The sequence below is a fragment of the Aquimarina sp. AD1 genome (assembly GCF_003443695.1).
GTDB lineage: Bacteria > Bacteroidota > Bacteroidia > Flavobacteriales > Flavobacteriaceae > Aquimarina > Aquimarina latercula.
In genome coordinates this window covers 2382723-2400220 of the sequence record NZ_CP031966.1, presented here as the reverse complement: position 1 = coordinate 2400220, position 17498 = coordinate 2382723, and the positions used below count along the sequence as shown (strand labels likewise).

Annotated in this window: 18 protein-coding genes; 12 read left to right on the top strand and 6 right to left on the bottom strand. The window is 31.8% G+C overall.

Annotated features, from left to right (window positions below; genetic code table 11):
• Nucleotides 1-66: 66 nt before the first annotated feature.
• From D1815_RS10600 to D1815_RS10585, 4 genes are read right to left on the bottom strand one after another with little or no spacing between them, the layout of a single operon-like run.
• Complete coding sequence (locus tag D1815_RS10600) at nt 67-693, bottom strand: response regulator transcription factor (protein ID WP_108801576.1); 627 nt, start codon at nt 691-693, stop codon at nt 67-69.
• Entirely contained in the window at nt 690-2549 is a 1860-nt protein-coding gene (locus D1815_RS10595; RefSeq protein ID WP_162897357.1) for a sensor histidine kinase, read from the bottom strand. The genes D1815_RS10600 and D1815_RS10595 overlap by 4 nt, the downstream gene beginning before the upstream one ends.
• A 10-nt stretch (nt 2550-2559) precedes the next feature.
• Entirely contained in the window at nt 2560-3141 is a 582-nt protein-coding gene (locus D1815_RS10590) for a hypothetical protein (RefSeq protein ID WP_027395454.1), read from the bottom strand.
• Between the two features lie 23 nt (nt 3142-3164).
• Nucleotides 3165-4247, bottom strand: coding sequence for a papain-like cysteine protease family protein (locus D1815_RS10585; RefSeq protein ID WP_027395455.1), 1083 nt, complete (start codon nt 4245-4247; stop codon nt 3165-3167).
• A 411-nt stretch (nt 4248-4658) separates the two neighbouring features.
• On the opposite strand from D1815_RS10585, the gene D1815_RS10575 reads away from it, so the two are divergent.
• Nucleotides 4659-5045, top strand: coding sequence for a nucleoside triphosphate pyrophosphohydrolase family protein (locus D1815_RS10575; RefSeq protein WP_118386863.1), 387 nt, complete (start codon nt 4659-4661; stop codon nt 5043-5045).
• An 85-nt stretch (nt 5046-5130) separates the two neighbouring features.
• Here the strand turns inward: D1815_RS10575 and D1815_RS10570 are convergent, their stop codons facing one another.
• Nucleotides 5131-6198, bottom strand: a complete 1068-nt coding sequence (locus D1815_RS10570; protein ID WP_118386862.1) for a branched-chain amino acid aminotransferase — start codon at nt 6196-6198, stop codon at nt 5131-5133.
• 172 nt (nt 6199-6370) lie between these two features.
• Between D1815_RS10570 and D1815_RS10565 the strand changes: the two genes are divergently transcribed.
• From D1815_RS10565 to D1815_RS10555, 3 genes are all read left to right on the top strand, one after another.
• Nucleotides 6371-6877 carry a DUF4920 domain-containing protein gene (locus D1815_RS10565; protein WP_118386861.1) on the top strand — a complete coding sequence of 169 codons (507 nt, stop codon included), beginning with the start codon at nt 6371-6373 and terminating at the stop codon, nt 6875-6877.
• Nucleotides 6877-7572, top strand: coding sequence for a tRNA (5-methylaminomethyl-2-thiouridine)(34)-methyltransferase MnmD (mnmD, locus tag D1815_RS10560; protein ID WP_118386860.1), 696 nt, complete (start codon nt 6877-6879; stop codon nt 7570-7572). Before D1815_RS10565 ends, mnmD begins: the two co-directional genes overlap by 1 nt.
• 108 nt (nt 7573-7680) lie before the next feature.
• Nucleotides 7681-8583 (top strand): TIGR01777 family oxidoreductase, encoded by a 903-nt coding sequence (locus D1815_RS10555; protein ID WP_118386859.1) that lies wholly within the window; start codon nt 7681-7683, stop codon nt 8581-8583.
• Nucleotides 8584-8658: 75 nt separating this feature from the next.
• On the opposite strand, the gene D1815_RS10550 is transcribed toward D1815_RS10555, so the two are convergent.
• Complete coding sequence (locus D1815_RS10550; RefSeq protein WP_027395462.1) at nt 8659-9330, bottom strand: YceI family protein; 672 nt, start codon at nt 9328-9330, stop codon at nt 8659-8661.
• A gap of 161 nt (nt 9331-9491) precedes the next feature.
• Here D1815_RS10550 and D1815_RS10545 point away from each other — a divergent pair, with 161 nt between their 5' ends.
• The 8 genes from D1815_RS10545 to D1815_RS10510 all read left to right on the top strand — a co-directional run bounded on the left by D1815_RS10545 (nt 9492) and on the right by D1815_RS10510 (nt 17280).
• Nucleotides 9492-10034 carry a nucleotide exchange factor GrpE gene (locus tag D1815_RS10545; protein ID WP_027395463.1) on the top strand — a complete coding sequence of 181 codons (543 nt, stop codon included), beginning with the start codon at nt 9492-9494 and terminating at the stop codon, nt 10032-10034.
• A gap of 8 nt (nt 10035-10042) precedes the next feature.
• Entirely contained in the window at nt 10043-11161 is a 1119-nt protein-coding gene (gene dnaJ, locus D1815_RS10540) for a molecular chaperone DnaJ (RefSeq protein WP_027395464.1), read from the top strand.
• 340 nt (nt 11162-11501) lie between these two features.
• Nucleotides 11502-12431 (top strand): ABC transporter ATP-binding protein, encoded by a 930-nt coding sequence (locus tag D1815_RS10535; protein ID WP_027395465.1) that lies wholly within the window; start codon nt 11502-11504, stop codon nt 12429-12431.
• A complete protein-coding gene (locus D1815_RS10530) occupies nt 12424-13725 on the top strand; it encodes an ABC transporter permease (protein ID WP_027395466.1) in 1302 nt (433 codons plus the stop codon). The genes D1815_RS10535 and D1815_RS10530 overlap by 8 nt, the downstream gene beginning before the upstream one ends.
• 1 nt (nt 13726) lies before the next feature.
• Entirely contained in the window at nt 13727-14623 is an 897-nt protein-coding gene (locus tag D1815_RS10525; protein WP_035086658.1) for a mechanosensitive ion channel family protein, read from the top strand.
• 20 nt (nt 14624-14643) lie between these two features.
• Nucleotides 14644-15546, top strand: coding sequence for a DUF6268 family outer membrane beta-barrel protein (locus D1815_RS10520; protein ID WP_118386858.1), 903 nt, complete (start codon nt 14644-14646; stop codon nt 15544-15546).
• The gene (locus tag D1815_RS10515) at nt 15546-16709 is read left to right on the top strand and encodes a sigma-54 dependent transcriptional regulator (RefSeq protein ID WP_027395469.1); all 1164 of its coding nucleotides are present in this window, start codon (nt 15546-15548) and stop codon (nt 16707-16709) included. Before D1815_RS10520 ends, D1815_RS10515 begins: the two co-directional genes overlap by 1 nt.
• Before the next feature lie 49 nt (nt 16710-16758).
• Complete coding sequence (locus D1815_RS10510; protein WP_027395470.1) at nt 16759-17280, top strand: hypothetical protein; 522 nt, start codon at nt 16759-16761, stop codon at nt 17278-17280.
• Nucleotides 17281-17498: the final 218 nt, after the last annotated feature.

The window sequence follows — 17498 nt, the reverse complement described above, 5'->3', positions numbered from 1 at the left end:
GAAATGAGCATAAAAAAATACCCGTAATAGGGTATTTTTGATTTGTATTGGATAAGCTTTAGTCTTTTAAAAATCATATTTTTTTTCAATAGCATATCGAAGCAATTCTCCTTTTCCTTGCAGCCCTAATTTTCGTATAATATTTTTACGATGTGTTTCTACAGTTGATACAGAGTTGAAGCGAATTGCTGCTATTTCGGATGAGGTTTTTCCTTGGCCAATAAGCGTTAGTATTTCACGTTCACTTTTAGAAAGCACCTGTTTCTTTACTTGTTGTTTTGTCTCTTCCGAAAAAAAAGAAGGATCAATAGAAGCGTCATAATATGTGTTACCTTTCATAACTTCTTGTATAGCAGTTAAAACTTCTTCTAAAGGGGAGTTTTTTAATAAATACCCAGACGCTCCCGCAGCCACCATTTGTCTCACAGCATCTTCTTGATCAAACATAGAGAAGGCAATAATTTTAGTGTATGGTAGTTCCTTTTTTATGATTTTAGTGGCTGCAATACCATCAATTTTGGGCATACGGATATCCATAAGTACTACTTTGGGTTGTTTTCTTCTAACAATAGCTAACAATTCTTCGCCATCATTTGCCTTTCCGATAATGCTTATTTCTTCTTCGTATTTGAGAAGTAAATCTATTCCATCGATAAGTGATTGGTGATCTTCTGCTATGGCTACTGTGATCATATAGGTATATTTATAATAATGTTAGTTCCTTTTCCTATGGTAGAATCAATCTCAAAAGTTCCTTCTAGATGTTCTATACGTTTTTCAATACTTTTTAATCCCATTCCATCTTTTTCGGGTAATACTTTCGCATTAAACCCCTTTCCGTTGTCCTCTACAATGATATTCAATAAAGAGTCGTGATTAGTAAGAGAAATACCAATTTCTGAAGCGTCGGCATGTTTGATAGTATTGGTAATAAGCTCCTGAATAATTCTGAAGATAGAAATTTCTAATGCATTGTCTAATCGTTCATTTAGTCCGTAATCTTGAACTTCAATTTGTAATCTATTACCATTAGAAGCTTTTTTTGCAAGGTTTCTAACAGCAGGTAATAATCCTTGTTTGGCCATAACACCACTGTTTTTTTCGTGAGCAATAGTACGCACCTTTTGATACGCTTCATCTAGTAAATTATTGGTTTTACTGTATAATTCTTCTATGTTTTCTACTTTTGGGTTATTACGGTTGTTTTTTAAATGATCGAAATGCAGTTTTACGGTTGCTAGTGTGCTCCCTAGATTATCGTGTAGATCATTAGCCAATCGTTGTCGTTCTTTTTCCTGGCCAGAAATCATAGCATCAATTGCCGTAAGTTCCTGTTCTCTGAGTAGTTTTTCTGTCTTTTGAATTTCGATCTCCCGTTCTTGTTCGGCGATACGTTGTTTGCGTTTGGTGTTTCTATAAATAAGAATCGCAATAACACTTCCTAGAAAAAGTGACCCACCTAAACCTATAGCTATGTTTTGGTTTCGTTTCTTTTTTTGCTGTTCAATTAGGATTTGTTTTTCTTTTTCTGCGGTTTGAAATTTTGTTTCATATTCTGAAACAATTTGTAAGTTTTTAGCTTGATTGTTTTTTAATTCATTAATAAGATATTTATTATAATAATAAAGGCTTTTTGTTGAATCACCTTTTGTTTTATATAATTTATATTTCCAAAAATGTAAATAAGTCCTTAATAATTTAAATAAGTAACCATCTTTTTTTATTTTAATATTATTAAGTGAGATTTCGCTTTTTTGTAACAACCCTTTTTTAAATTGTAAAACAGCATTATTTATTATGGCAGCTTGTAAACGTTCATTTTCAAAATAACCATCTAAATTCTTTAATATATTTATTGAGTTAGTTAAATAAATATGGCTACTATCTATATCTTTTGTAACTAGCTGATGGTAAGCTGAATTAGTAAGGTCTAATTTCGCTTTTAAAAATTCCGGACTACTTTTATCAATAAATTTGTTTGCTTTTACATAATAATTTTTTATTTCCTCCGGGGTCCTATAAAAGTATCTTTGTGTTATGCGATATTCATAGAATGTACAAATTTGGTTATCTAATGTGTTTGTGGTGTTTTTTTTGCACTCATTTATAAAATATTTATATGAAGTATCTTCAATCATCATATTAAAGCGTTCGTAGATCTCTAAAATGAATTTAATAGATTCACGAATTAATAATTTATCATTTCTTTTTTTTGCAATTTCTAAGCTTTTTTTAAAAATTTTAAATGCTGATATTTCATTGCCTTTTTTTAAATAATCATATAAACCATTATTTAATGTTGAAATGTTATTTTGAAGAGAAAATGGATTTTTGGAATTTGATTTTTTATAATTTTTAGGAAAAATACCTAGATGAACTATATCCAAGAATATATTTAATTCAGTTTTTAACTCTTTATTAGGTAGATTATTTAATGAAGTTCTAGCTAAATTATAATTTCCAGTATTTATGTAATTGAAAAATATCTCCATTTCATTAGCATTTAATGAAATGGAGAATAAAAAAAAGAGTAGTGAAATTTTTTTCAATTCGTATGATTTATTTTATGATTGATCTATCAGGAATACAAGGCCCAAATTCACATCCAATATCTTTTGGAATAGGAAATGGTTCGTTAGATCCTAGCTTTCTCGTTGATATTTCGGAATAGGCTTCACCATCTCTTATAAGACGATAAGGACTTAAATATACTGATTTATCAGGATTAGCTGGGTCAAAAAGATGTTGTGGCGGTGCATTTAAGGTGAAATTAGTTTGTAATGTCATACCTGCTTGTATTGGATGTTTAACAATGATGTTTTCATCAAGTATTTCATTGTTAATGTAAAAGGGAGAAACAGAAATGTTTAGAAAAGCATCAACACCTTCAACTGCAGTACTATCAATTTTTATATCCGGTGATCCCGAAAGTCCCATAGTAATTGCACCTCTATAATTTTGTAATTTAAAATCACAGGTGTATAAGAAAAATGGAGTACCATCATCACCAGTTATATCTTGGATGTTTTTAATCTTAATATAAATCATATAAAAAGTACCAAAATCTTGCGAACCAAATACAGGTTGCCAAACATCTCGATCTTCTAAACGAATTACGAATTTTAAATTTTCATGTGCCATATTTCAATTATTTGTAAAGTTATTTAGTCTTCAAAAAACACTCCTTTTGGTTGTTTTTGTAATGCTGAGTAAAATTTATCATATTCTTGCCAAGAGTTATCGAGTTTGTAATTTAAAGGAAAGTTGATAGGCTTTATTTCTTTAACACCAGAATTATCTCTTATAACTCCAGTAGTGAAAAACTCATTGAAGTTTATAATATGTAAGTCACTAATTTCTTCATCGAGAGTTATTTTTTCTCTAATATTTTCTAATAAATCAAATTCTAGATGAAAACCTGTTGGTACTTTTGGAATACATAAAATAGTTGATAATGAGTCAAAATCTTTCCATTCTTTTTGATAATTTTCATTAATAAGTGATGATTCTTCAGTATCGAGATTTTCATTGATAAAGGAAATGTTTACTCTAAATTTTGATTTAAGATTATTTATTTTATCAATTTTAGAATTAAAGCTCTTTGAAAACTCTTCGAGATCATTGGTAACATTAGGGTCCAGTGCAAGATTTTTATTATTAACATCAACTTTTTTAACTTTTGATGCCCAAAATTTTGCTACATTTGAATTCAAAATATATTCTTCTAGGAATACATCAAAACGAACATATTTTTCTCCAATACCAGGAGAGGGATCTCCAATAAAGACATAGTTGCATTCAGGAGTTTTTCCATAACCACTAATTAGAACCATATGTGCCATGGAAGTATTCAATTTTAAAACAATTGGAGAGTCGTTTTCTTCAAGTTTTTCGATAATGAAATCAATATTTTTAAGATTATTGGTTTCCAAAAATTCTTCGCATTCAAATCCGGCTTTATTGAAGATTTTGATAAAATGTTTATCCTTTAATCCAATATTACATTCATTAAAAAACTCTCCTGAATCACTACAACAGCTGGTAAGATTAAGTTGATCATCATTATTATATGTAGATAAAACATGGTTTTTGTAATATGAAACAATTTCACATTTACTTGTGCCTATTTCAGATTTTGAGTAAAGTCCTTTAATCATTTTTTCAGCACATGCAGCCCAACACCAATAGGAGTTCTCAGGTTGATTTACATGGCATAGGTCAGTAAATCGATAAAAATTATCTTCCATTTTTAGGTTATTTAGTTACTCCAAATCTCATTAAAATAAGTTGTTGTTTGTATACCCAATACAAGGTATATTTCTAAAGGTATCTAAAAAAACACCATAACAACACCTTCCTACTGATCCAATGATCCTAGGTAATAGGAATTACTATTTAATTGAAAACTAGGGGTATAGTTTTTATTCTGGCCTTAAATACGTTTTTAGTACGAAAAGCAGTAAAATAAAGATAATAAAACCAACGAGAATAAAAATACTGCCTTTGTAGTATTTGCGATGTAGTTTAAGATCTTTTCGGTAGCTGATAATCATTAAAACAATAAAAGCTATTACAAAACATCCTGCAAATATCCATTGACCAGTACTAAACATATTTATGCTATTTTTACAGCAAAGATAACTTATTAGAGGAAATACATGAAAGATAAAATTGCTGCTGTACAGGAATTTCATACAGCATTCGAGATAGGATATAAAAATGAGCCTATTGCAGATTTAGGAGAAGCTAAAAACACACTTCGCTTTAATTTAATGAAAGAAGAAAATGAAGAATATCTAGAGGCCGCACAAGATAATGATTTGGTAGAAGTGGCGGATGCATTAGGTGATATGCTTTATATTCTATGCGGTACTATTATAGAACATGGAATGCAACATAAAATAGAAGAAGTGTTTGCAGAGATACAACGAAGTAATATGAGTAAATTGGGAGAAGATGGAAAACCGATATATAGAGAAGATGGTAAAGTGCTAAAAGGCCCTAATTATTTCAAACCGAATATCAAGGAGATTTTAGACCGATAATTATAAATCAAAAAATGCCTCAAGAATTCTCTTGAGGCATTTTTTGATTATATAAATTCGTAATTTGTTAATCTTAGTTCAGTAATTACACCTTCGTTCTCCATCCAAAAGCATCTTCAGCTTTATTATACTGAATATCCATAAGAGCTTTCTTAAAATGGGAAGCATATGAATTTTCTTGTTTTTCTAGCTCATAATGCTCTCCTTTATAACCGAATGCTTTTACTGGACTTACTACTGCCGCAGTTCCTGCTCCGAAAATTTCTTTAAGACTACCATTTTTAAAAGCATCTACAACTTCACTAACTTTTATAGGGCGCACCTCTACGTCATATCCTTGTTTCTCTGCTAATGCAATCAAACTTTTACGAGTAATCCCATCTAAGATTCTATCACTAACGGGTGCTGTCAATAACGTGTCATTAATTCTGAAGAAAACATTCATGGTTCCAGCCTCTTCCACATATTCATGAGTGTTAGAATCTGTCCAGATAATTTGTTGATATCCTTGTTCTTTAGCTAGTTTGGTTGGGTAAAATTGCCCTGCATAATTACCAGCAGCTTTAGCATATCCAAAACCTCCGCTTGCAGATCGACTAAATTTTTCTGCAACTAATACACTAACATCACCACTATAATAAGATTGTGCAGGTGAACAAATAATCATAAAACGATATTCATCAGCTTCTGATGCAGAAACACTGGGTTGTGTCGCAATTACAAATGGGCGTATATATAAGGAGTTACCAAAACCAGATTTGATCCATTCATTATCTAGTTTTAATAACGTATTTAGTCCGTCAAAAAAATACTCTTCGGGAAATTCTGGCATTGCTAATCGCTCAGCAGACTTGTTAATTCGTTTAAAGTTTTCATCTGGCCTAAACAAGAAAGTATCACCTTGATCATCTTTATAAGCTTTCATTCCTTCAAAAACAGCTTGCCCGTAATGAAATACTCGAGCAGATGGATCCAGTGTTAGAGGTCCGTAAGGGACAATCTTTGGTGTTTGCCATTCTCCGTTGACATAATCACATATGAACATATGATCTGTAAAAACTTTACCAAAAGCTAATTTTTCAAAATCTACTTGACTGATTTTTGATTCATTTATCTTGGTAATTTCGATCTCTTGCGGAACTGCATTTCTCATCCGATACTTAATTTATTGGGTTATGAAAGTTTTTATTAATTGTTGTATTAGTTCTAAAATAATAATAGATCTATATACTCATTTAATATTTTAAACAAAAATACCCTTTTCTTATAAATTAAGAATTTTAAAAATGTTTAATTTTGCTAAACATCATTAATAATAATGTATCATGAAAAAAATCACACTATTTTTTGCCGGATTATCATTTCTAGTATCTTGTAATTCTGTTCAAAAAGAAAAAGAATCTTTCTCAATTGCGGATGTAACACTAAGTCAATATGATAATTTTGGAGGAGAAGTTTCATCAGAAACAGTTTTTTATAAGGATGCAATAGCAGAAAAATACGAAAATCTTAGTGAAGGAGATACTATTGATATCACTTTTTCTAGTACAGTAAACGATGTTTGTAAAGCTAAAGGATGTTGGATGAAAGTTGCTTTAGGAAATGATCAAGAAACAATGGTGAAATTTAAAGATTATGGTTTTTTTGTTCCAAAGGATATAGAGAACGACACAATAATTGTTCAGGGTAAGGCGTATGTCTCGGAAACTTCTTTGGAAGAATTACGTCATTTAGCTTCTGATGCAGGAAAATCAGAAACTGAGATAGCAGCAATTACTGCTCCTAAGAAAACATATTCTTTTATGGCAGATGGAGTTTTAGTAAAACAATAATGAAAAAGAATCTAAAAAGGGAGATTATTACTACTTCTGATGGTTCTACTACTATTCATTTTCCGGAACTTGATGAGCATTATCATTCTAAACATGGAGCTATCAATGAGGCAAAACATGTTTTTATAGATAAGGGTTTTGATCATGTTTTAGAATCAAAAGCATTTCCAGAGTTACATGTTTTAGAAATAGGTTTTGGTACCGGTTTAAATGCCTTTATAACATATTTAGAAGCACTTAAAGTTTCTCAAAAAGTATATTATGTTGGAGTAGAGGCGTATCCTGTTTTGATGGAAGAGGTGAAATGTCTGAATTACTTAAAGCAATTATCAGCTCAAGATCAGGTAGCTGTTTTTGATCATTTTCATCAATCTTCTTGGGGGGATCAACATGCTATAACGGATTCATTTTTTCTTACCAAGAGACAACAGTTTTTTGAAGATATTGATGATAAATCTTGTTATAACTTGATTTATTTTGATGCATTTGGAGCTCGAGTACAGCCAACTTTATGGGAAGTAGATATCTTTAAAAAGATGTATGATGCACTTTTAGATCATGGGGTTTTAGTTACGTATTCTGCAAAGGGAAGCGTAAGGCGTGCGATGCAAGAAGTAGGTTTTACTGTAGAAAGACTTCCTGGACCTCCTGGCAAAAGAGAAATGCTTCGAGCCACTAAAATAATGAACGGTTGATAATGGATTTTAGAAAATTAAAATACAGTTTTCTTAGTGTGTTAAACCTATAATAAATCGGTAGGTTATGTTAAACCCTCGTATTACTTTGCAATAAATTACTTTATTATGAAAGTTTTAATTACTGGCGCAACCGGACTTATTGGTCAGGAAATTGTAAGGTTATGTCATCAATCTTCTATTGATGTCAATTATCTTACTACAAGTAAAAATAAACTGACATCTGAAAAGAATTATCAAGGATATTATTGGAATCCAAGTTCTGGAGAAATTGATTTAGATTGTTTTAAAGACGTCGAAGTTATTATTCATCTTGTGGGTGCTACAGTAGCGAAACGTTGGACGAGCAGTTATAAAAAAGAAATTATTGACAGTCGTGTTCTTACAACTTCATTAATCTTAGAGTCATTAAAAAAAATAAAACATTCGATACGTCAAGTTGTATCAGCTAGTGCGATTGGGATTTACCCAGATTCTTTTCAGAATTATTATATGGAAGATTCCAATAAAGTTGATAATGGGTTTTTAGGAGAAGTGGTGAAAAAATGGGAATCGGCTGTCCAAGAGTTTGATACACTAAATATAGAGGTTAGTTTACTAAGGATAGGATTGGTGCTTTCTGATAATGGAGGCGCATTTCCTAAAATCGCAAAACCTATAAAGCAAGGAATGGGAGCTGTGTTTGGAAATGGAAAGCAATGGCAAAGCTGGATACATGTAGAAGACCTAGCAAAAATGTTTATGCACGTGGTTCAAGAAGAATTAAACGGTTTATATAATGCCGTCGCTCCAAATCCGATTTCTAATCATAAATTAACAATGGTTATAGCTGACCAAATGGAGAAAAAAATAATACTACCCAATATTCCTCGTTTTGCTATGAAACTTGTTCTTGGAGAAATGCATATGCTTCTTTTTAGCAGTCAAAGAGTATGTTGTGATAAAATTTTGAAAACAGGTTTTCAATTTAAATATGAAAATATTACTCAGGCAATAGAAGATCTAGTTTGATGGATTCAATTCAGAAATAAAAAAAGTCCAACATTTTAAATGCTGGACCTTTTTGCTTGATAAAATCTTTTTTAATTAAGCTTTGGTCGCTTTTAAGCTAACTTTTAACTCGATATCATCTAAAATGAACTTGTCACCTAAATTTTCAAATACTGATTTAGATCCATAATTTACGCCCCAATCTGTACGATTGATAGTAAAAACTTCACTGTTTAATGTCATAGTATTTCCTTCTACAGAAGTTGATGCTGGGAAAGAAATATTTTTCTTAATTCCTTTAATAGTAAGATTACCATCAATAACAGTTTTTCCTTCTTTTTCAGAAACACCAGTTACTTCAAAAGATGCATTTGGAAATTGTGCTACATTGAAGAAATGATCTTCTTTACCTTCTCCTTCTCCTTTAAGATGACCTTCTAATCCTGCTTTTTGCTTACCTTCTAAGTCAGTTACGTTAATTGATGTCATATCAATTACGAATGATCCGCTTTGGATTTTACCATCCTGTGTTTTTACCTTACCATCTGCGATATTGATGGTTCCTGTATGATTTTCTGTTGGCTTTTTTCCAACCCAATCTATAGTGCTTGCCGCGTTGTCTACTACGTATGTAATTGCTTCTACTGGTGCTTCTACTACTTCTTCAGCTGCCGTAGCTTCTGTTTCATTTTTTTTCTCACCTTTACAAGAAGTTGCTGCTACAATAATTGCAGTCACAGCAAATAGGTTAATCAATTTGGTTTTCATAATAACGTTAGTTTATAGTTTGAATTTTCAAAATTATTTTTTTAGAAAATGAATACTCTTAAATATATACTAAAATATTCCAGTGACATTATGACATTTATTCAAAAATGGCAGTACTTTTGCATCTCCAAAAAAAGAAACTTATAAAAGGTACTAGTTACATGAGTAAGAAAAATAAAAATACAGAAGATATAAAAGATCAAGTAGAAGAAGTACTTGATACTACTGTTGAAGATACTGAAGTAGAGGAAGTAGATGTTGAAACACAATTAAAAGAAGATCTGGAAAAGGAGAAAGATAAATTCTTGAGGCTTTTTGCAGAATTTGAAAATTATAAAAAACGTACTTCAAAGGAACGTATAGAATTATTTAAGACAGCTGGTCAGGATGTAATGCAATCTATGTTACCTGTTTTGGATGATTTTGATCGTGCTATGAAAGAGATTGAAAAGTCTGCTGATAAAGATGTGTTAAAAGGGGTGGAGTTAATCCATAATAAATTGAAGGAAGCTCTTAAAGGGAAAGGTTTGTCAGAAGTTGAGGTAGCTGCTGGAGATGCTTTTAATGCGGATGATCACGAAGCAATTACACAAATACCTGCCCCAACAGATGAATTAAAGGGTAAAATCGTAGACGTTATAGAAAAAGGATATAAATTAGGAGATAAGGTAATTCGTTTTCCTAAGGTAGTAACCGGACAATAAGATAAATGATGAAAGAAGATTTTTATGATATTTTAGGTATTAGTAAAGGTGCTACTGAAGCTGAAATTAAAAAGGCATATCGTAAAAAAGCGATAGAATACCATCCGGATAAAAACCCAGGAGACGCTACAGCAGAAGAAAAGTTTAAAAAAGCTGCAGAAGCGTATGAGGTCTTAAGTGACCCAGATAAGAAAGCACGTTACGATCAATACGGACATCAGGCCTTTGAAGGTGGTGGTGGTTTTGGCGGTGGTTTCGGCGGTGGCGGAATGAATATGGATGACATATTTAGTCAGTTTGGAGACATCTTTGGTGGTGGCGGTTTCGGTGGTGGTTTTGGCGGCGGAGGAAGACAACGTCGCGTAAAAGGTAGTAATCTCCGTATCCGAGTAAAACTTACATTAGAGGAAATCGCTAACGGTGTAGAGAAGAAGATTAAAGTAAAACGAAAAATTCAAGCACCTGGGACTACATATAAAACGTGTAGTACCTGTAATGGTAGTGGGCAAATGACTCGTATTACCAATACAATTTTGGGTAGAATGCAAACCTCTACTACTTGTTCTACTTGTGGAGGAGCTGGACAAGTTATAGATAAAAAACCTTCGGATGCAGATGGACAAGGACTAAAAGTTTCTGAAGAAACTGTAAGTATAAAAATACCAGCTGGAGTAGAAGATGGTATGCAACTTAAAGTTTCTGGAAAAGGAAATGAGGCACCAGGTAATGGTGTTGCTGGAGATCTTTTAGTTGCAATAGAAGAATTAGATCATTCAGAATTACAACGCGAAGGAGATAACTTACATTATGACCTTTATATTAGTTTTTCTGAGGCTGCTTTAGGAGCATCTAGAGAGATTGATACGGTATCTGGTAAAGTTCGTATTAAAATAGAAGAAGGGGTGCAAAGTGGTAAAATATTAAGATTACGTGGTAAAGGAATTCCTAGTATCAATGGTTACGGAAAAGGAGATCTTTTAGTGCACGTGAATGTATGGACTCCAAAAACATTGAATAAAGAACAACGAGAGTTTTTTGAAAGAATGGCGCAGGATGATCATTTTAAACCTAGCCCTGATAGTAAAGACAAATCATTTTTTGAAAAAGTTAAAGATATGTTTTCATAAAAATAAGAATGATAAAATATAACCAGAATCATTCTTGAATGCTAATTTTTGTTTAATAAAAATTCGTATATTTGAAACATCACTAGCGCATTTAGTGATAATTTTTCTTTTTCATAGCAATTTTTTTCCCATCCTTAATACTTGTATTTAGGGTGGGTTTTGTTTTTTTATAAACACTAAATTTTCTAGACCAATCTAGATCCTATATTTAGAACATATCTGATGTGTAACTTCAATCTTACTATTGAATGATCAGTTTAAATTCGTTATTTATTTCATTTCATTAATATTTTGACTTAATTAGCATTGTTTTTAATTTTTTAATAAACCATACCTTTTTATGACTAATCTTTTAGAGGTACAACAGGCATCGAAACAATTTGGCGATTTTATTGCATTAAATGATGTTTCTATAAAAGTACCTAAAGGAAGTATTTTTGGTTTATTGGGTCCTAACGGAGCTGGTAAAACTACTTTGATAAGAATCATTAATCAAATTACATTACCAGATACTGGAAGTGTATTTCTTGATGGAGAACCATTGCAACCACATCATGTAAAAGATATTGGTTATTTACCCGAAGAAAGAGGTTTGTATAAATCTATGAAAGTAGGAGAGCAAGCATTATATCTTGCTCAATTAAAAGGGTTGAGCAAAAAAGATGCTAAAGAGCGTCTTAAATATTGGTTTGATAAATTTGATATTTCGCATTGGTGGGATAAAAAAATACAAGAGCTGTCTAAAGGAATGGCTCAAAAAGTTCAATTTATTGTTACTGTACTACATAGGCCTAAATTATTGATATTTGATGAACCCTTTAGTGGGTTTGATCCAATAAATGCCAATGTGATTAAAGATGAAATACTTCAATTGCGAGATGAAGGCGCTACGGTAATTTTCTCAACACATCGTATGGAGAGTGTAGAGGAGTTATGTGATCATATTGCTTTAATAAATAAGTCAAATAAAATACTGGAAGGAAAGGTATCTGATATTAAAAAAGAATATAAGTCAAATACTTTTGAAGTTGGACTACTATCTGATAATAAAGTAGAATTACAGAAAGATTTACAAGCCAGATTTGTAACGGAGCCTGCAGATTTTAAAACTATAGAAGACCAATTGAAGTTAAAAATTTCTTTGGATACCAATACTACTTCAAATGATTTATTAAAGTATTTGTCTGAGAAAGGGCAAGTTGTTAGGTTTAACGAGGTAATACCAAGTGTAAACGAAATATTCATTAAAACCATCACCGAAAATGAGTAGTAATTTACAGTTAATTATAAAGAGAGAATTTATATCTCGTGTTCGCAATAGAACTTTTGTTGTAATGACTTTTCTGAGTCCTTTAATCGTAGTGGGGATGATTGCATTGATCGCCTGGTTAACGACTCTTAATAATGACGAAGTTAAGAAGGTAGCTTACGTAGATGAAACAAAGTCGTTTGCTGCAGATCTTAAAGATACAGATGAGGTAAAATATATAGATTATAGTAGCTTTGATTTAGAAACTGCAAAAGACTCTGTAATATCGCAAAAGTTGTATGGTTTATTATATATCCCAAATAAATCTACCAATAAAGAGCTTGCGGAATCCATACAGTTTTATGCAGAAGAATCTCCTAATTTTTCAATATTAAATAAGATTGAGAGAATTATAGCTAATAAGCTAACAAAACAGAATTATAAAGCAGAAGGTCTAAATTTAGAAGCGATAGAGAGTTCTAAAGCCAGAATAAATATTCAAATAGAGAATTTTTCTGGAGAGAAAACTTCTAAAATGTCTAATTATGTAAAAATGGCATTTGGAGGTTTTGCAGGTTATCTGTTAATGATGTTTATCATCATCTATGGTAATATGGTGATGCGATCTGTTATAGAAGAAAAAACGAATCGTATTATAGAGATTATAATTTCTTCTGTAAAACCAATGCAGTTAATGATGGGTAAGATTCTAGGGACATCCTTTGCTGGTATTTTACAGTTTTTTATTTGGGTAATTTTAGGAGGAGTTCTTCTATTAGTTGCTACATCTGTATTTGGAATAGATCCGCAACCGGTAGGAGTTGATCCCTCGATCGCGTTACAAGAAAATAATCAACAAGAAATTCAGCTTTTGGTGCAGGATATTCTAAAACTTCCTTTATTAACATTGGTGTCGTCCTTTTTTGTGTATTTTATAGGAGGTTATTTTTTGTATAGTTCGATATATGCTGCTATTGGAGCAGCAGTAGATAGTGAAACAGATTCTCAGCAGTTTATGTTGCCAATTATATTACCTTTAATGTTAGGGATTTATGTTGGTTTTTTTGCAGTAATTGAGAATCCACACGGAACAGTATCTACGGTGTTTTCTATGATTCCTCTTACTTCTCCGATAGTTATGCTTATGCGTATACCTTTTGGAGTTCCTTGGTGGGAAATTCTAATTTCTATTGCATTACTTATAGGGAGTATTATTTTTATGGTATGGTTTGCAGGTAAAATTTATAGAATAGGTATCTTGATGTACGGTAAAAAACCTAGTTATAAAGAGTTGTTTAAATGGTTGAAGTATTAATATGATTCAGGAAGAAATAACAGAGCAGGTTAAAGAGGTAATCCAAGAAGATGTATGGGGTAATATCAAGAAGTTTTTAGATTACGAAATATTTCATTTCGGTCCAGATGATCATTCTATTATACTTACTGTGGGTCTTCTGTTATTCGTGATATTTATTCTCATTATTACTACGATATCACTAAAGTTTATTCGACGAATCGTTACAAGAAAATTACAAAAGGAGGATAAACTAAAATTTGAATCTGTTTTTTCTTTTTCAAAGTATTTTATCTATATAATTGTTATTCTTATAGCCTTAGATAGTATAGGGTTTAATATTACAGCTATTTTTGCTGCCTCGGCTGCACTTTTGGTAGGTGTAGGTTTGGCATTACAAACATTAATTCAGGATGTTATCTCTGGGATTTTTATACTAATTGATCAGACGGTTCACGTAGGGGATATTATTGAATTAGACGGTAAAGTAGGTAGGGTGGAAGAAATTAAATTAAGGACTACTAGGGCAGTTACCATAGATAATAAAGTGTTAGTTATCCCTAATCATAAGTATCTTACGTCAACATTATATAATTGGACCCAGAATGGATCAATAACAAGAGAATCCATAGAGATTGGAGTAGCATATGGTAGTGATATAAATTTAGTAAAGCAATTGCTTATAAAAATAGCAAACGATAATGACAAAATTCTGAAAACTCCAGAACCACTAGTATTGTTTACTAACTTTGGTGATAGCTCTTTAAATTTCAAACTTATTTTTACCATGAATGATAGCTTTCAGGCCAGTATTCCAAAAAGTGAAATAAGATTTGAAATTGATCGTTTATTTAGGGAGAATAAGATAAATATTCCGTTCCCTCAGCGAGAAGTTACTATCTTAAACCCCAAACAGTAGTATAGCCCCTAGATATAAAAATGAATAATAGAACCTTACTAATAATTTGTATTACTCTTTGCTGTATTATTAATACGGTAAGATCACAGGATACTAATTTAGCCAGGGTAGAGTACGCGTATATTCCGCAAGCTAATAGTGATAATGAATATAATAGTTTAAGAATTTCTGGAAACTATCCAATTAAGATGGATGACAAGGGAACTTATTTGGTGATGTCATTTCAGTATAGATTAAATAACTTATTGTTAAATGATGATTCTATAATCGTTGATAAAGATGGTCTTCAAGAATTTCATACGATAGGTTTTGAATTAGGATATACCTATAAAATGAAGAATAATTGGAGATTCGGGGCTAAACTGGGAGCACGTCTTTCCTCTAATCTTGAAGGTTCTGGAATAGACGGAGATGATTTTAGATATATAGGATCGGTTTACTTTGTAAAAAGTTATGGAAAGAAGACATCTCCAAAATCTGCAAGATTAGTGTTGGGATTGCGATATGCTGCACCAGCCAGTATTAACTTTCCGTTGCCTATAATTAATTATTCTAAACGATTTCATCCAAGTTGGTCATATTCTATAGGAACACCAAAAACAAGTATAAAGTATTTTTTTAATGAGACCAATACTTTACAAGCATTTATAGGGCTAGATCGATTTTATGGTAACATACAGAATAATAGGGTGTTTGTCGATGAAAATGGCGAGACTAAAACTGCAGAAAACGCTTCAATGTTATTAATTAATAGTGCTTTGGGGTATGAATACTATTTTACGGAACACTTATTGTTATTTGCATATGGTGGATATACTTTAAGTAATGAAATTCGCTTGCGAGATAAGAATCAAGAAAATGTTTTAATTCTCAATGATAGAAATACATTTTATCTGAGAGGTGGAATTAAATTAAAATTATAATGGCAAAAATATTAGTAATAGAGGATGAAGCGGCAATCAGAAGAGTGCTCGTTAAGATATTATCAGAGGAAAGTGATAAATATGAAGTTTTTGAGGCAGAAGACGGATTAGTTGGAATTGAAAAAATCAAGAATGAGGATTTCGATTTAGTACTATGTGATATCAAAATGCCTAAAATGGATGGGGTAGAAGTATTAGAAGCCGTAAAGAAAATAAAACCAGAAGTTCCTATGGTTATGATTTCGGGTCATGGTGATTTAGATACAGCTGTAAATACCATGAGATTAGGGGCTTTTGATTATATTTCTAAACCACCAGATCTTAATCGATTACTAAATACTGTTCGTAATGCTTTAGACAGAAAAGAATTAGTTGTCGAAAACAAAATGCTTAAAAAGAAGGTCTCTAAAAATTATGAAATGATCGGTGAGTCCACAGCTATTTCTGATATAAAGAATATTATCGAAAAAGTGGCAACGACGGATGCAAGAGTTCTTATAACAGGTCCAAATGGTACTGGTAAAGAATTGGTAGCACATTGGATACATCAAAAAAGTGAACGATCTAAAGGTCAAATGATAGAAGTGAATTGTGCTGCTATTCCGGGTGAATTAATCGAAAGTGAGCTTTTTGGTCATGTAAAAGGAGCATTCACCTCTGCTAATAAAGATCGTGCAGGTAAATTTGAGGCAGCAAATGGCGGAACTATATTTCTAGATGAAATTGGAGATATGAGTCTTTCTGCACAGGCCAAAGTACTTAGAGCTTTACAAGAAAATAAAATACAGCGAGTTGGTAGTGATAAAGATATTAAAGTAGATGTACGAGTGGTAGCTGCAACAAATAAGGATCTTAAAAAGGAAATTGCAGACAATAAATTTAGAGAGGATTTATATCATCGATTAGCGGTGATCCTAATAAAAGTACCAGCATTAAACGACCGTAGAGAAGATATTCCTTTATTAGTAGATTACTTCACAAAGAAAATTTCTAATGAACAAGGATCTCCTGCTAAGACTTTTTCGGATAAAGCAGTTAAGCAATTACAGCAATATGATTGGACCGGTAATATTAGAGAATTACGTAATGTTGTGGAACGTCTTATAATACTTGGTGGAAAGGAAGTTAGCGAGGAGGATGTTAAACTTTTTGCTGCGAAGTAAGAAGAATCATTATCTTGCGACTTACCCCTAAAATATATTGACCCCAAAAATGAAGAGAATACTGTTTGTAATTATATTAGCTTGCCTTTCATCTGTATTGAATGCGCAGTATGAACCAAGTGCAATAAATTATGGGGTAGTTGCTATTAAAAGTTTTAGTTCGATAGAAGAAGTTGGGCTGGGAGTAAGAATAGAATACGCTCCAAATTGCTATACAACCTATATGGGAGAATATAATCGTTTGTTTTCGATTGGAACAAGCGATGAGATAGAAGGGTACAATGAACTTGCTCTCGGAGTTAATTTAATTTTGTTTAATTGGTATCCAACAACGATAACTGCAGGGTTTGGTTACATAGGAAACGATTCTAGTGTTTTTGAAGAGATAGAAGATGATGCTTTAATAGCGTTTAGAAGTGGAGATTTTAATCATGGAGCTCAAATTAAATTACGAGCTTTACATCAAATTGCCGTTCCTGTTCATATTTTTGCCGAATTTAATTTAAAAAGCCTTGGGAAACAATATCATACGTTTCTTATTGGATTTAGTTATGACTTTGATGCACGATAATGATGTTGTTTTATTGTGGTAAAAGTTACTCTTTATTTTGACCTTTATATCTTCTCAAGAATCGTATTATGAATGAGAGGAATATATCTTGAGATTACATCCAAAGAATTTTAGAATACATTACATTACCCCTCTTTTATTCTCAAATATCCTTTAAGTAATTAATCTTACTTAACATTTTTCTTTTTTGACCAATCTAAAACTTTAGTATCTTACCA

Bases quoted from the DNA above. Each gene is read 5' to 3' on its own strand.
- D1815_RS10600 (WP_108801576.1), bottom strand. From the start codon at position 693: ATGATCACAGTAGCCATAGCAGAAGATCACCAATCACTTATCGATGGA.
- D1815_RS10590 (WP_027395454.1), bottom strand. From the start codon at position 3,141: ATGGCACATGAAAATTTAAAATTCGTAATTCGTTTAGAAGATCGAGAT.
- D1815_RS10585 (WP_027395455.1), bottom strand. From the start codon at position 4,247: ATGGAAGATAATTTTTATCGATTTACTGACCTATGCCATGTAAATCAA.
- D1815_RS10575 (WP_118386863.1), top strand. From the start codon at position 4,659: ATGAAAGATAAAATTGCTGCTGTACAGGAATTTCATACAGCATTCGAG.
- D1815_RS10570 (WP_118386862.1), bottom strand. From the start codon at position 6,198: ATGAGAAATGCAGTTCCGCAAGAGATCGAAATTACCAAGATAAATGAA.
- D1815_RS10565 (WP_118386861.1), top strand. From the start codon at position 6,371: ATGAAAAAAATCACACTATTTTTTGCCGGATTATCATTTCTAGTATCT.
- mnmD (WP_118386860.1), top strand. From the start codon at position 6,877: ATGAAAAAGAATCTAAAAAGGGAGATTATTACTACTTCTGATGGTTCT.
- D1815_RS10555 (WP_118386859.1), top strand. From the start codon at position 7,681: ATGAAAGTTTTAATTACTGGCGCAACCGGACTTATTGGTCAGGAAATT.
- D1815_RS10550 (WP_027395462.1), bottom strand. From the start codon at position 9,330: ATGAAAACCAAATTGATTAACCTATTTGCTGTGACTGCAATTATTGTA.
- D1815_RS10545 (WP_027395463.1), top strand. From the start codon at position 9,492: ATGAGTAAGAAAAATAAAAATACAGAAGATATAAAAGATCAAGTAGAA.
- dnaJ (WP_027395464.1), top strand. From the start codon at position 10,043: ATGAAAGAAGATTTTTATGATATTTTAGGTATTAGTAAAGGTGCTACT.
- D1815_RS10535 (WP_027395465.1), top strand. From the start codon at position 11,502: ATGACTAATCTTTTAGAGGTACAACAGGCATCGAAACAATTTGGCGAT.
- D1815_RS10530 (WP_027395466.1), top strand. From the start codon at position 12,424: ATGAGTAGTAATTTACAGTTAATTATAAAGAGAGAATTTATATCTCGT.
- D1815_RS10525 (WP_035086658.1), top strand. From the start codon at position 13,727: ATGATTCAGGAAGAAATAACAGAGCAGGTTAAAGAGGTAATCCAAGAA.
- D1815_RS10520 (WP_118386858.1), top strand. From the start codon at position 14,644: ATGAATAATAGAACCTTACTAATAATTTGTATTACTCTTTGCTGTATT.
- D1815_RS10515 (WP_027395469.1), top strand. From the start codon at position 15,546: ATGGCAAAAATATTAGTAATAGAGGATGAAGCGGCAATCAGAAGAGTG.
- D1815_RS10510 (WP_027395470.1), top strand. From the start codon at position 16,759: ATGAAGAGAATACTGTTTGTAATTATATTAGCTTGCCTTTCATCTGTA.